This is a genomic window from Cellulosimicrobium sp. E-16 (assembly GCF_049913115.1).
GTDB lineage: Bacteria > Actinomycetota > Actinomycetes > Actinomycetales > Cellulomonadaceae > Cellulosimicrobium.
On the sequence record NZ_CP183974.1, the window covers coordinates 2,935,149 to 2,948,528 of the forward strand.

Annotated in this window: 12 protein-coding genes; 1 reads left to right on the top strand and 11 read right to left on the bottom strand. The window is 74.9% G+C overall.

The annotated features are described in order from the left end of the window. Nucleotides 1–55: 55 nt before the first annotated feature. The 11 genes from ACN9MS_RS13030 to ACN9MS_RS13080 all read right to left on the bottom strand — a co-directional run bounded on the left by ACN9MS_RS13030 (nucleotide 56) and on the right by ACN9MS_RS13080 (nucleotide 12,335). Complete coding sequence (locus tag ACN9MS_RS13030; protein WP_426308970.1) at nucleotides 56–1,648, bottom strand: PQQ-binding-like beta-propeller repeat protein; 1,593 nt, start codon at nucleotides 1,646–1,648, stop codon at nucleotides 56–58. 45 nt (nucleotides 1,649–1,693) lie between these two features. Next, a complete protein-coding gene (locus ACN9MS_RS13035; protein ID WP_426308971.1) occupies nucleotides 1,694–3,292 on the bottom strand; it encodes an alpha/beta hydrolase family protein in 1,599 nt (532 codons plus the stop codon). Nucleotides 3,293–3,383: 91 nt separating this feature from the next. Next, nucleotides 3,384–4,334, bottom strand: a complete 951-nt coding sequence (gene era / locus ACN9MS_RS13040) for a GTPase Era (protein WP_426308972.1) — start codon at nucleotides 4,332–4,334, stop codon at nucleotides 3,384–3,386. Beyond that, nucleotides 4,331–5,668: a hemolysin family protein gene (locus ACN9MS_RS13045; protein ID WP_426308973.1), complete on the bottom strand. Its 1,338-nt coding sequence runs from the start codon at nucleotides 5,666–5,668 to the stop codon at nucleotides 4,331–4,333. The genes era and ACN9MS_RS13045 overlap by 4 nt, the downstream gene beginning before the upstream one ends. Beyond that, nucleotides 5,665–6,117: an rRNA maturation RNase YbeY gene (ybeY, locus tag ACN9MS_RS13050; protein ID WP_426308974.1), complete on the bottom strand. Its 453-nt coding sequence runs from the start codon at nucleotides 6,115–6,117 to the stop codon at nucleotides 5,665–5,667. The genes ACN9MS_RS13045 and ybeY overlap by 4 nt, the downstream gene beginning before the upstream one ends. Then, nucleotides 6,114–7,217: a PhoH family protein gene (locus ACN9MS_RS13055; RefSeq protein ID WP_426308975.1), complete on the bottom strand. Its 1,104-nt coding sequence runs from the start codon at nucleotides 7,215–7,217 to the stop codon at nucleotides 6,114–6,116. The genes ybeY and ACN9MS_RS13055 overlap by 4 nt, the downstream gene beginning before the upstream one ends. Before the next feature lie 121 nt (nucleotides 7,218–7,338). After that, nucleotides 7,339–7,701 carry a histidine triad nucleotide-binding protein gene (locus tag ACN9MS_RS13060; RefSeq protein ID WP_426308976.1) on the bottom strand — a complete coding sequence of 121 codons (363 nt, stop codon included), beginning with the start codon at nucleotides 7,699–7,701 and terminating at the stop codon, nucleotides 7,339–7,341. Continuing rightward, nucleotides 7,698–8,510, bottom strand: coding sequence for a 16S rRNA (uracil(1498)-N(3))-methyltransferase (locus ACN9MS_RS13065; RefSeq protein WP_426308977.1), 813 nt, complete (start codon nucleotides 8,508–8,510; stop codon nucleotides 7,698–7,700). Before ACN9MS_RS13065 ends, ACN9MS_RS13060 begins: the two co-directional genes overlap by 4 nt. A 13-nt stretch (nucleotides 8,511–8,523) precedes the next feature. Next, a complete protein-coding gene (gene dnaJ, locus ACN9MS_RS13070) occupies nucleotides 8,524–9,645 on the bottom strand; it encodes a molecular chaperone DnaJ (RefSeq protein WP_426308978.1) in 1,122 nt (373 codons plus the stop codon). A 130-nt stretch (nucleotides 9,646–9,775) separates the two neighbouring features. Next, nucleotides 9,776–10,792 (bottom strand): heat-inducible transcriptional repressor HrcA, encoded by a 1,017-nt coding sequence (gene hrcA, locus ACN9MS_RS13075; RefSeq protein ID WP_426308979.1) that lies wholly within the window; start codon nucleotides 10,790–10,792, stop codon nucleotides 9,776–9,778. A gap of 79 nt (nucleotides 10,793–10,871) precedes the next feature. Beyond that, a complete protein-coding gene (locus ACN9MS_RS13080; protein WP_426308980.1) occupies nucleotides 10,872–12,335 on the bottom strand; it encodes an MFS transporter in 1,464 nt (487 codons plus the stop codon). 166 nt (nucleotides 12,336–12,501) lie between these two features. Here ACN9MS_RS13080 and ACN9MS_RS13085 point away from each other — a divergent pair, with 166 nt between their 5' ends. After that, nucleotides 12,502–13,365, top strand: a complete 864-nt coding sequence (locus ACN9MS_RS13085; RefSeq protein WP_426308981.1) for a DUF3097 domain-containing protein — start codon at nucleotides 12,502–12,504, stop codon at nucleotides 13,363–13,365. The last annotated feature ends 15 nt before the right edge of the window (nucleotides 13,366–13,380 follow it).

Consider the following 13,380-nt stretch of genomic DNA (forward strand, 5'->3'; position numbering starts at 1 on the left):
ATCACGTGCGTCTTCAAGCGCCCACGCGGCGCGGGCCCCGATCCGGGGACGCGGCTCAGGACACGGCCGTCAGCCGGTCGACGCCGAGCAGGAAGAGCCGACCCTCGACCGCGACCACGTGGTACGTGTCCTCGGGCAGCGTCCAGCGCCACTCGACGGCCCCGTCGTCGAGCGCGAGCGACACGAGCCCCTGCCCTTCGCGACCGCGCTCGGTCACGAAGAGAGATCGTCCGTCCGTGAGCACCGGCCAGGGCCCGCTCTCGTCGAGGTTCACGGCCCAGGCCTCCTCGCCGGTGCGCGCGTCGACGCTGCGGTACGACGAGTCCGTCTGCACGACGACGCGCCCGTCGACGCGCGCCACCGCCCGCAGGCCGGTCCCCGGGAGGGACCAGAGCTCCGAGCCGGTCGCCGCGTCGACCCCCACGATGCTCCCGAACGTGTTCGTGACGATCACCCCGGGAGCGGAGCCGTCGGACAGCGGCGACTCCAGGACGCGACCCTTGATCCGGAAGGTCGGCTCGCCCGCGGCCGTGAACACGGTCGCCGTGCCGCGCCCGTACTCGTTCCCCACGTAGCGCCCGTCCTGGAGCCGCACGATGGTCCACACGTCGTCCTCGACGAGCGAGCGGCCGTCCTCGGTGAGCGCCGCGGCGACGCCCGGCGCCAGGACGTCGACCACCCCGCGGCGGACGTCGAGCACGACGTCACCCCCACGCCCGAGCCCGTCGTGCTGGAGCGACCGGTCCCAGCGGACCTCTCCGGTCGCCGCGTCCTCGCGCACGACGGCGACCTCGCCACCCCGCCACCAGGCGCGCACGACGTCGGTGGCACCGATCGGCACGACGGACAGGCGACCCGCTGTCTCGACCGTCCGGTCCCCGACGACCTCGCCCGTCGCGGACCGGACGGTGACCAGCCGGGCGACCTGCTCGCGCCACCCCGACGGCACGGCGCACACGACCACCTCGCGGGCGGGCTCGCCCTGGGCCGGCAGGCACGTGGCCCGGTCGCCCAGGCGTTCGGACCGCCAGAGCACCGACCCGTCCTCGACCGAGTACGCCGTGAGCCCGCCGTCGACCGTGACGACGGCTCCCGCCGCCGGGACGATCTCGGAGCCCGGCGCGACCGGGACGGTCCAGCGCGGCGCGGGCGGCTCCTCGAGCGGGCGCAGCCCGCCCGCGAGCGCGGTGACGTCGACGGGCCGCGCGTCCTCCATCGAGGCGGTGAAGGCGACCGAGCCCGCGAACGCGGCGGCGACCGCCACCGCGACCCACGGCACGGGGTGCGCGTACCAGGCACGCCTCGGCGCGTCCGTGTCACCGCTCCCCTGCCCGTGCTCGCGGCCGGTCGCGGCGGGCCGTGCCGCGGGGGCCGTGGGTCGCGGCGTGCTCCCGTGGCCCTGAGGGTGCGGGGTGCGGCGTCGGTCCCTCCGGGCGGCCGGGGTGGCCGGCACGGCCGCGTCGTGGTCGCGCACGGCCTCCGGCTCGCCGTCGAACACGGCGTCGAAGCGGTCGTCCGTGCGCAGCTCGGGCGGGAGGAGCTCGAAGCTGACGAAGCTCGCCGGTGCGCTGGCACCGTCCGTCGTCGGCTCGTGGGTGACGTGCCCGGCACGAGCCGCCCGGTCCTGCGCGAGCCGACGGCGCCTCACCTGTCCACGATACGCACGCGGCGTCGCCCGCGCCCGGGCGAGCGGTCAGATGCCGAGCTGGTACACGCCCCAGTACGCGAGGATGACGAGGAGGATCGCCGCGCCCGCGACGACGCACCACAGCATGACGCGCGTCGTCACGCCTCGCGCGACGCGCAGCACTCCGGTCCGCCCCTCCTCGAGCACGTCCGTGCCGCCCGCGTCGGAGAGCTCCGCCGCTGCTCGTCGCGCCGCCCGGACCTCCGCGGAGCGGTTGATCAGGAGGGCTGCGGCGACGAGCGTCGCGAGCCCGACGAGCCGCACCCCGACCCAGCCGCCCTGCACGACCCACGCGTCCTTCTCGTAGTCGAGCGCGAGCCGGGCGACGGCGACGAGGTAGACCACGAGGGCCACCGTCGTCCCGACGGCCCCCGCCCCGAGCCCGGCGAGCGGCAGCCGGAAGCCGGGCGCGAGCCCGGCTGGCGCGCTCGGGCGCCCGGCGACGCGACGCAGGCGTCGCACGAGCCCGCCCAGGAGCCCGACGACCGGCCCCAGCACGAGCAGGCCCACGGCGCCGAGCACGAGCCCGACGAGGAGGTCGCCGTTGCCGAGCCAGCGCGGGGTCGGGACGGGCCCCGCGAGGTACTGCTGGTTCGGCTCCGCGCCGGCGACCTGCGGCTGCGCGGTCGCGCTGTCCGGCAGGGACGTGATCCACGCGCCGAGGTCGCGCGGGAAGTCGGGGACGAGCACGTCGTCGATCTTGATCCCGTGGTTCGCGTCCTCGTAGAACCGGACGGTGACGTCGGCGCCGCCGGACACCGACGACGGTCCGGTCGCGTCGAGGATCTGCTGCGCGCCCTGCTCGACCGGCATCGACGGGTCCGCGGTGCCGTAGACGACGAGGACCGGCTGGGTGAGCCGCTCGAGGAACGGCTCGACGTCGAAGTCGGCGTACTCGAACCCACCTCCCGGGATCGCCATGCCGACCGCGCGCGGGATCGCGCGGAACACCCCGTGCGGGACGTCCGTGTTGCGCAGGTAGCTGTCGACCGCGAACGCGGCCTGCTGGCGCGGCGGCACGACCGGGGCGGACACGAGCACGGAGAACGCGATCGTCGGGTCCTCGACCGCCATCACGGGCACGATCCACGTGCCCTCCGACTCCCCGTACAGGCCGACCTGGTCCGGGTCGACCCCCGGTCGCGCCCGGAGCAGGTCCACGGAGTGCTCGTAGTCGCGCGCCATGGCCTCGTAGTCGCGGTGGCGCGTCGTGTACGTGTCGAGGCGCTTGTCGGGCACGAGCGTCACGACACCGGCGCTCGCGAGGTCGGTCGCGACGTCGACGAACGCCTCCGTCGCGAGGCCCGTGCCCGCGCCGTGCACGAACACCACGCCCGGGAGGTCGCCCCCCGCGTCGACGGGCTCGCGCAAGATGCCGCCGACCGTCGCGCCGTCGAGCCGGATCGTCACCTCCGTCTCGCGCACGTCGAACGTGCCGACCGGAGCGGCGCCCCCGGGGGGCTGGCCGCCGATCGTGGTGTCGGGCGTCGCGGGCCGCCGGTGCTCGGTCACGGGCACCGGGTCCCACTGCGGTCCCGTGACCGCACCGACGATCGCGAGGACGATCGCGAGGGCGGCGGTGGTCGCGGCGGTCCGGAAGATCACCGGGGAATCGTACGTCGCGCCCCGGACGCGGGTCCCTGGTGACGCCCCGACGACCGGACGGGGGCTCTCCCCCGCCCGTTCGCCAGACGCGTCAGAAGCCGAGACGGTGGAGCTGCTTGGGGTCGCGCTGCCAGTCCTTGGCGACCTTGACGTGCAGGTCGAGGTAGACGCGGGTCCCGAGGAGCGCCTCGATGCCGTGCCGGGCGCGCGTGCCGACCTCGCGCAGCCGCGAGCCGCCTCGGCCGATGACGATCGCCTTCTGCGAGTCGCGCTCGACGAAGAGGTTGACCCGCACGTCGAGCAGCGGCGGGCGCCCGCTGGCCTCGTCGCCACTGCCCTCGCGGGGCACGATCTCCTCGACCTGGACGGCGAGCGAGTGCGGCAGCTCGTCGCGCACGCCCTCGAGCGCGGCCTCGCGCACGAGCTCCGCGACCATGACGGCCTCGGGCTCGTCGGTGAGCTCCCCGCCCGGGTAGAGCTCCGGCCCCTCGGGGAGGTGCGAGACCAGGACGCCGGTGAGGACGTCCACCTGGTAGCCGTCCTGCGCCGAGACCGGCACGATGTCCGCCCAGCCGCCCGCGATCTCCCCCAGCCGGTCCACGGCGAGCAGGTGCGCGGCGAGCGTGCCGCGGTCGACGAGGTCCGCCTTCGTCACGACGGCGACCACGGGCGTGCCGCGGCGCCCGCGCATGAGCGCGGCGAGCTCGTTCGCGATGAACCGGTCGCCCGGCCCGATCTTCTGGTCCGCCGGCAGGCAGAAGGCGATGACGTCGACCTCGGTCAGCGTCTCCCGCACGAGGTCGTTGAGGCGTTCGCCGAGCAGCGTGCGGGGCCGGTGCAGGCCCGGGGTGTCGACGAGCACGAGCTGCGCGTCGGGGCGGTGCACGATCCCGCGGATCGTGTGCCGGGTCGTCTGCGGGCGCCCCGACGTGATGGCGACCTTCTGGCCGACGAGGGCGTTGGTCAGGGTCGACTTGCCGGCGTTGGGCCGCCCGACCAGGCAGGCGAATCCGGAGCGGTGCTCGGGGGTGGTCGTGCTCACGGGGTGTCCTTCACGGTCGGGAGGGAGGGTCGGTGGTCGGCCGGGGTCTCCGGCTCGAGGGGCGCCGCGGGCGGTACGACGGACGGTGGGGCAGCGTGGGAGACGAGGACGGTCGCGAGCTGCTTGCGCCGGCCCTCGACCCGGTCGGCCTCGATCCGCAGGCCGTGGACGTCGGCCACGGAACCGGGCAGCGGGACCTTGCCGAGGGTCTTGGCGAGCAGACCGCCGACGGTGTCCACGTCGTCGTCGTCCAGGTCGAGGCCGAAGAGCTCGCCGAGCTCGTCCACGCCGAGCCGCGCGGGGACGCGCAGCACGCCCTCGCCGAGGTCCTCGACCTCGGGCTCGGGCCGGTCGTGCTCGTCGGTCAGCTCGCCGACGATCTCCTCGAGCGCGTCCTCGATGGTCACGAGCCCGGCGATGCCGCCGTACTCGTCGACGACCATCGCGATGTGCGAGGACGACGCCTGCATCTCGCGCAGGAGGTCGTCCACGGGCTTGGACTCGGGCACGAAGATCGCGGCGCGCGCGACGTCGCCGACCGGCCGGGCGTCCGTCTCCGGGCCGCCCTGGAGGACGCGCACGACGTCCTTGAAGTAGGCGACGCCGACGAGGTCGTCCGCGGACGTCCCCGTCACGGGGATGCGGGAGAAACCCGAGCGCAGGAACAGCGACAGCGTCTTGCGCAGCGGCGTGTCCCGCGAGGTCGTGACCATGTCCGTGCGCGGGACCATGACCTCGCGCGTCAGCGTGCTCCCGAGCTCGAACACCGAGCGGATGAGCTCGCGCTCCTCGTCCTCGATGACCTCGGACTCGTTCACGCGGTCCACCATGTCCTGCAGCTCGCGCTCGTGCGCTCCGGAGTCGGGTGCGGGCGCGAGGCGCGTGAGCCAGCGGGTCGCGGCGACGATACCCGTGAGGAGGCCCGAGAGAGCGAGCAGGACGCGCACGGCGTGCCTCCGGCCCAGAGACCGCGGGCTGACCCGCACGACGAGGAGCCCGACCACGACGCTCACCGCGAGCGCGACGAGCAGGACCTGCCACCACGGCTCGAGCCACGCGGCGACGAGCAGCGTGAGGCACGTGATCGCGGCGACCTCGGCGACGACGCGCACGAAGCCGACGGAGCGGGCGGTCGCGGCCGGGTCCGCGAGCAGGGCAAGGGCGCGACGCCTCGAGGGTCGCGGCGGCGTCGTCAGGTCCTCGCCGAGCGCGGCCTCGCTGACCGCCGCGCGCGTCACGCGCAGCACCGCCGCCTCGCCGGCGCTCAGCGCCGCGGCGAGCACGACCGTGAGGACGGTCAGGACCGCCAGGAGCGCGACGGGCTCGCCGCTCACCGGCCGGCGAGGAAGGTCAGGAGCAGCTTGCGCTGGAGCGCGAACATCTCCTTCTCCTCCTCCGGCTCGGCGTGGTCGTAGCCGAGCAGGTGCAGGATGCCGTGCGTCGTGAGCAGCAGCATCTCCTCCGCGGCCGAGTGACCCGCGGTCACCGCCTGCTGCGCGGCGACCTCCGGGCACAGCACGACGTCGCCGAGCTGGCCGGGGCCGGACACCTCGCCGTCGCGGCCGGGCCGCAGCTCGTCCATGGGGAACGAGAGCACGTCCGTCGGGCCCGGCTCGTCCATCCAGCGCACGTGCAGCTCGGTCATGACGTCGGTGTCGACGAAGAGGATCGACAGCTCGCTCTGCGGGTGCACGCGCATCGCGTCGAGCACGTAGCGCGCGAGCGCCGCGAACTCGGCCTCGTCGACCTCGGCCTCGGTCTCGTTGTTGACCTCGATGCTCACGCGTCGTCCCTCGTCCGTCGGTCCCTGCCCGCGGGGCGTCCGCGGCGCTCGTCGTCGCGGCGGCGCGGCCCGCCGCCCGTCCCCTGTCGCACCCCGGCGCCGGTCCCGGACGCGAGGTCCCACCGCGCGTACGCGTCGATGATCTCGCTCACCAGCCGGTGGCGCACGACGTCGGACGACGTGAGCCGGCAGAACTCGACGTCGTCCACGCCCGTGAGGACGTCCTCGATCACGCGCAGCCCGGACTGGGTGCCGCCGGGCAGGTCCACCTGCGTCGCGTCGCCCGTGATGACCATGCGCGACCCGAACCCGAGGCGCGTGAGGAACATCTTCATCTGCTCGGTCGTCGTGTTCTGCGCCTCGTCGAGGATGATGAACGAGTCGTTGAGGCTCCGGCCGCGCATGAAGGCCAGCGGCGCGACCTCGATCGTGCCTGCCTCGATGAGCTTGGGGATCGAGTCGGGGTCGATCATGTCGTGCAGCGCGTCGTACAGCGGGCGCAGGTACGGGTCGATCTTCTCCGTGAGCGAGCCGGGCAGGAACCCGAGCCGCTCCCCCGCCTCGACGGCCGGGCGCGTGAGGATGATCCGGTTGACCTGCTTGGACTGCAGCGCCTGGACGGCCTTGGCCATCGCGAGGTACGTCTTGCCCGTGCCCGCGGGCCCGATGCCGAACGTGATCGTGCTGGCGTCGATCGCCTCGACGTAGCGCTTCTGCCCGACGGTCTTGGGCCGGATCGTGCGCCCGCGGCTCGACAGGATGTTGAGCGTCAGCACCTCGGCCGGGCGCGACGCCGTCGCGGCCGTGAGCATCGCGATGGAGCGCGACACGACGTCCGCCGTGAGCTGCGTGCCGGCCTCGACGACCTCGACGAGCTCGTCGAGCAGCCGCGAGGCGAGCGCGACATCCCCCGGAGGGCCGGAGACCGCGATCTCGTTGCCGCGCACGTGCACGTCGACCGAGCCGAACCCCTCCTCGACGGCCCGGAGCACGGAGTCGCGGCTGCCGAGGAGCGCCACCATCGGCACGTGGTTCGGGATGACGATGCGGTGCTCGACCCGGTGCGGCTGGGGGTCGGGTTCTCGGGACGGAGAGGTCATGAGCCGGCTTGCGCCGCTGCGCTCCTTCGGTCGGACGGTAGGGCCGGGGCCGCCAGGGCCCCGCAGATCGCCTCTATCGTACCGAGCGTGCTCGGGCCCCACACGTCCTTTCGCGCAGGGCTCAGGCGGGCGTCCACCCGAGCTCGGCGCCCGCGATGACGTGCCCGTGCACGTGGAACACGCTCTGCCCGGCGCGCGGGCCGGAGTTGAAGATCAGGCGGAACTGGCCGTCGGCCTGGTCGCCCGCGACCTCGTCGGCGAGCGCGACGACGTCGCTCAGCAGCTCCGGGTCGGCGGCCGCGAGCTGGGCGATGTCGCCGTGGTGGTCGCGCGGCACGACGAGCACGTGCACCGGAGCCTGCGGGTTGATGTCGCGGAAGGCGATCGCACGGTCGCTCGTCGCCACGACGTCCGCGGGCAGCTCGCCCGCGACGATGCGGCAGAAGAGGCAGTCCGGGTCCGTGCGTGCGTCGGTGCTCGTCATGACCCCGAGGCTAGTCCAGGCCCGGCCGCCACGCCCCAGCGGCCGAGGCGCTCGGCGAGCAGCGCGACGGCGACGGGTCCGGCGGTCGACGTGCGCAGGACGTGCGGGCCCAGCCGGGCCGCGACCGCGCCGGCCGCCGTGAGGTCGGCGACCTCACGGTCGGAGATCCCGCCCTCCGGGCCGACGACGACCAGCACCTCGGGCGCCGGCCCGCCGTCCGCGGTCGCGCCGTCGGGCAGCGCGACGTCGGCGAGCGGCGTCGCCGCCTCCTCGTGCAGCACGATCGCGCACCCGCCCCGCGCGACGACGTCGGCCGCCCGGGCGGCGAGGCCACGCGAGTCGAGAGCCACCTCCACGTGCGGCAGGCGCGCGCGACGCGCCTGCTTCGTCGCGGTGCGGACGGTCGCGAGCCAGCGCGCGCGGGACTTCGCGGCGCGCTCGCCCCGCCACACGACGACGGAGCGCTCCGCCTGCCACGGGACCACGACGTCGACCCCGATCTCGGTGGCCGCCTCGATCGCCATCTCGTCGCGGTCGCCCTTGGCCAGGGCCTGGACGAGCGTCACGACGACGGCGGGCGCGGGCTCGCGGTCGACCTCCTGCACGAGCAGGGTCACGCGGCCCGCGTCGGCGTGCTCGACGACGCACCGCAGGCGCAGCCCGTCCCCGTCCACGACGTCGACCCGCTCACCCGTCCCGCGGCGCTGGACGACGCCCGCGTGGCGCCCCTCCGCCCCGTCGAGGACGTAGCGGTCGCCGGGCGCGACGGCGTCGAGCCCGGTCTCGGCGAGGAACACCGGAGCACTCACGCGCCCGCCCCTCTCAGCGCCCGGAGAGCTTGTCGCGCAGGCGCGAGAACACGCCCGGGTGCGCGGCGGACAGGCGCGGCTCGGGCCGCTCCTCGCCGCGCAGCGTCGCGAGCGTGCGCAGGAGCTGCTCCTGCTCCTCGTCGAGCTCGCGCGGCACCTGGACCTCGATGTGCACGTTGAGGTCGCCACGGCCGCTGCCGTGCAGGTGCCCGACCCCCAGGTTCTTGAGCGTGACGATCTGGCCCGGCTGCGTGCCCGGGCGCAGGTCGATCTCCTGGGCTCCGTCGAGCGTCTCGAGCTCGAGGACCGTGCCGAGCGCGGCCGCGGTCATGGGCACCTGGAGCGTGCAGTGCAGGTCGTCGCCGCGGCGCACGAACGTGTCGTGGTTGCGCTCGCGGATCTCCACGTAGAGGTCGCCCGCGGGGCCGCCGGCCGGCCCGACCTCGCCCTGCGCGGTGAGCTTGATGCGCGTGCCGGTGTCGACGCCCGCGGGGACGTTGACGGTGAGGCTGCGGCGGCTGCGCACGCGACCCTCGCCGGAGCACTCGGCGCACGGCTCGGGGATGACGGTGCCGAAGCCCTGGCACGCGGCGCACGGGGCGCTCGTCATGACCTGGCCGAGGAACGAGCGCGCGACGCGCTGGACCGTGCCGCGCCCGTGGCAGACGTCGCACGTGCGCGGCGAGGTGCCCGGACGACAGCACGTGCCGCCGCACGTCCCGCACACGACCGCGGTGTCCACCTGGAGCTCGCGCTGCGCGCCGAACGTCGCCTCGGACAGGTCGATGTCGAGCCGCACGAGCGCGTCCTGGCCGCGCCGGGCGCGCGGGATGGGGCCCTGCTGCGCCTGCCCGCCGCCGAAGAACGTCTCGAAGATGTCCTGGAAGCCGAAGCCGCCGCCCATGGGGCCGGCGCCCCCGCCGGGGGCGCTCGGGTCGACGCCGAGGTCGTACTGCTGGCGCTTCTCGGGGTTGGAGAGCACCTCGTACGCGCGCGCGACGTCCTTGAAGCGGTCCCCCGCCTCCTCGCCCGCGACGTCCGGGTGCAGCTCGCGCGCGAGCTTGCGGTACGCCTTCTTGATCTGGTCCTGGCTGGCGTCGCGCGCCACGCCCAGGATCTCGTAGTAGTCGCTCACACGTCACTCTCTGCTGGTGCGGGTCGTGAGGCCGGCACGGGGCCGGTCGTGAAGGGTCTGGGGGTCGTGAGACCGGCACGGGGCCGGTCGTCGAGGGTGCCCGCCGCGCGCGGGGAGGCCGCGGCGGGGCTCACGTGCCGAGCACCCGTGACAGGTAGCGCGCGACGGCGCGCACCGCCGCGATGGTCCCGGGATAGTCCATGCGGGTCGGCCCGATCGAGCCGACGAGGGCGACCGTGTCACCGTCGTTACCGTAACCGGTCGTCACGACGGAGGTCTCGACGAGGCCCTCGAGCTGGGTCTCGTGCCCGATCCGCACGCTCACGCCAGAGTCGGCCGCCATCTCGGTGAGGAGACCGAGAAGGACGACCTGCTCCTCGAGCGCCTCGAGGACCGGGCGCAGCGCGTGCTCGAACCGCATGCCCGCACGGGCGAGGTTCGCCGTGCCGGCGAGCACGAGGCGCTCCTCGCTCTCCTCAGCGAGCGTCTGCGCGACGAGGTCGCCCACCGCGCGCACGAGCGGGGCGTCGTCGGGGTGGAAGCTCTCCGTCACCGCGGCGAGCCCCGTGGCGAGGTCGGTGAGGCGCTTGCCCGCGGCCGCCGCGTTGAGCCGCGCCCGGACCTCGACGAGGGTGCCCTCGCCGGGCACGCTCGCGACCTCGAGCGTGCGCTGCTCGACGCGCCCGGTGTCGGTGATGATGACGACGAGCAGGCGCGACTCCCCGACCGGCACGAGCTCGAGGTGACGCAGCCCGGACCGGCTCAGGGACGGGTACTGCACGACCGCGACCTGGCCCGTGAGCTGCGCGAGCAGACGCCCGGCGCGCGCGATGACGTCGTCGAGGTCGACCCCCTCGGAGAGGAAGGTCTCGATCGCGCGCTTCTCCGGCGCCGACAGCGGCTTCACGCCCGAGAGGCGGTCGACGAAGAGGCGGTAGCCCTTGTCCGTCGGGATGCGCCCCGCAGAGGTGTGCGGCTGCGCGATGAACCCGGCGTCCTCGAGGGCCGCCATGTCGTTGCGGATCGTCGCGGGCGAGACGCCGAGGCTGTGCCGCTCGGTGAGCACGCGCGACCCCACGGGCTCGCGCGTGAGGACGTAGTCCTCGACGATCGCCCGCAGCACCTCGAGCCGGCGCTCCTCGCTCACGTCCACCTCCGTGTGCCGCACCGTCGCCGCCCCGGGCGGGCGCGCGGGCGTCGGCACTCTCGACCTCCGAGTGCCAATCCTACGCGTCCGCGCGGCCCGTCCCGCGGTCCTCCGCTCGTCGCGAACGCAGGTCCACGAGCCCGACGACGAGCGCGAGCGCGACGAGCACGATCGTCACGAGCAGCGCGCGCCCCGTCGCGTGCGCCGCCGTGTCGCCGCTCGCCAGTCCGCCGTAGTACACGGACAGCACGACCGAGATCCCGACCGCCGACCCGATGCGCTGGCCGAGCTGGAGCATGCTCCCCGCGACGCCCGCGCGGCTCACGGGGACCTCGGACAGCGTGAGGGTCTGGTTCGGCGCGATGACCGTGCCGCTGCCCGCCCCGGCGACCAGCAGCGCGCCCGCGAGCGCCGGTCCGACCGCGCCGGGGTCGTCCCCGAGCAGCCGCACCACGGCGTCCGCCGCGACCACCCCGACGAGGACGAGCAGCACGCCACCCACGACGAGCTGGCGGCCCCACCGCGCGACCCACCGGCCCGAGAACCACGCGGAGACTCCCGACGCGACCGCGAACGGCGTCCCGACGAGCCCTGCCTGGAGCGGCGTGTACCCGAGCTCGTCCTGGAGGTAGAGGGTGACGACGAGGAAGATGCCCGTGAAGCCCGCGAAGTAGGCGAGCCCGAGCAGCGCCCCGTTGCGGAAGGACCCCAGCCCCACGACCTGCGGGTCGAGCACCGCCTCCCCCGTACGCCGCTGGTAGCGCCGCTCCCAGGCCACGGCCGCCAGCCCCGCCGCCGCCGCGGCGGCGAGCCACCACCAGCGCGACGCGTCGTCGCCCTGCCCCGTGGTCGTGACGAACGGCATCATGACGCCGAGCGTCGCGGCGCCCAGGAGCGTCAGCCCGACGAGGTCGAGGCGACGCGGGCCCCGTCTGGTCCGCGCGTCGGAGGGCGGTGGTCCGGGCACGAGCCGCCACGCGAACGGCAGCAGGACGGCGACGACCGGGAGGTTCACGAGGAACACCCAGCGCCACCCGTCCGCGGAGCCGGCCGCCGCGATGATGAGGCCGCCGAGCAGCGGGCCGAGCGCCGTCGAGACGCCGATCGTCGCGCCGAACATGCCGAACGCCCGGCCGCGCTCGAACCCCGAGAACAGCTGCTGGATGAGCCCGACGACCTGCGGGTTGAGGATGCCCGCGCTCACCCCCTGGAGCAGGCGCGCGACGCCCAGCCACGTGTCGGTGGGCGCGAGCCCGCACGCGAGGCTCATGAGCGCGAAGCCCACCAGGCCGGCGATGAACAGCGAGCGCCGGGCGCCCGCGTCCCCGAGTCGGCCGGCGGGCACCAGGGCGAGCCCGAACGCGAGCGTGTAGCCCGCGACGACGAGCTGGAGCTCCGTGGGGCCCGCCTCGAGCGACGACTCGATCGACGGCAGGGCGACGTTGACGATCGAGACGTCGAGCGTCGTGACGAAGCCCACCGCGAGGCAGACGGGCAGCACACGCCAGCGGTTCGGGTCCGGTTCGGCGCGCTGCGGGCTCACCGCTCCGTGGTACCACCCCGGCCCGGCACCGCGCGCGCCGGAGACGCATCCGGAGCAGAGCGCCGAGATCGGCCCGAGCGTCCGAGATCGACCCTCCGGAGGCCGATGTCGCGACGCACGGGCCGATCTCGCCGGGGGGCGTCCGGCGCTGACCTAGGGTGACGGCGTGTCCTTCGACCGGTATGGCTCCGACGTCCTCGGCGGCACGCCCGCCCCCGCCCACCACCGCGCGCGACCGGTCTCCCGACCGCAGCCCGCCGAGCGCGGGCTCGTGGTCGAGGAGGTGCAGACGGGGTGGGTCGGCGCCGTCGTGCGGGTCGAGAAGTCGGGCGGCATGCACGTGGTCGTGCTCGAGGACCGTGCGCGCCGCACGCGGACGTTCCCGCTCGGGCCCGGGTTCTGGGTCGACGGCGAACCGGTCGAGCTCACCGCGCCCGTCACGTCCCGCGCCCCCGCCGCCCCCGCACGCACCGCGTCCGGCTCGCGGGCCGTCGTCGGGCAGCGGGCGCGGGTGGCCCGCGGCAGCCGCATCTGGGTCGAGGGCAAGCACGACGCCGAGCTCGTCGAGAAGGTGTGGGGCGACGACCTGCGCGTCGAGGGCGTCGTCGTCGAGCCGCTCCACGGCGTGGACGACCTCGCGGCGGCGCTCGCGGACTTCGGCCCGACGCCGCAGCGCCGGGTGGGCGTGCTCGTGGACCACCTCGTCCCCGGGAGCAAGGAGCGGCGGATCGCCGACGAGGCGCTGCGCCGCTCCCCCGCAGGCACCGTGCTCGTGCTCGGGCACCCGTACGTCGACGTGTGGCAGGCCGTGAAGCCGGCGCGCGTCGGCCTGGACCGCTGGCCCGTGATCGAGCGGGGCACGGAGTGGAAGCGTGGCATCCTGCGCGAGCTGGGCTGGCCCGCGGAGTCCGCGGAGGACGTCGGCCGCGCGTGGCAGCGCATCCTCGGCACCGTACGCACGTACGCGGATCTCGAGCCGTCCCTGCTCGGTCGCGTCGAGGAGCTCATCGACTTCGTCACGGCGTCCTGACCACCTCGCCCGGGG

Excerpts from the sequence above, each read along its gene's own strand:
- ACN9MS_RS13060 (WP_426308976.1), bottom strand. The coding sequence starts at position 7,701 with ATGACGAGCACCGACGCACGCACGGACCCGGACTGCCTCTTCTGCCGC.
- ACN9MS_RS13055 (WP_426308975.1), bottom strand. The coding sequence starts at position 7,217 with ATGACCTCTCCGTCCCGAGAACCCGACCCCCAGCCGCACCGGGTCGAG.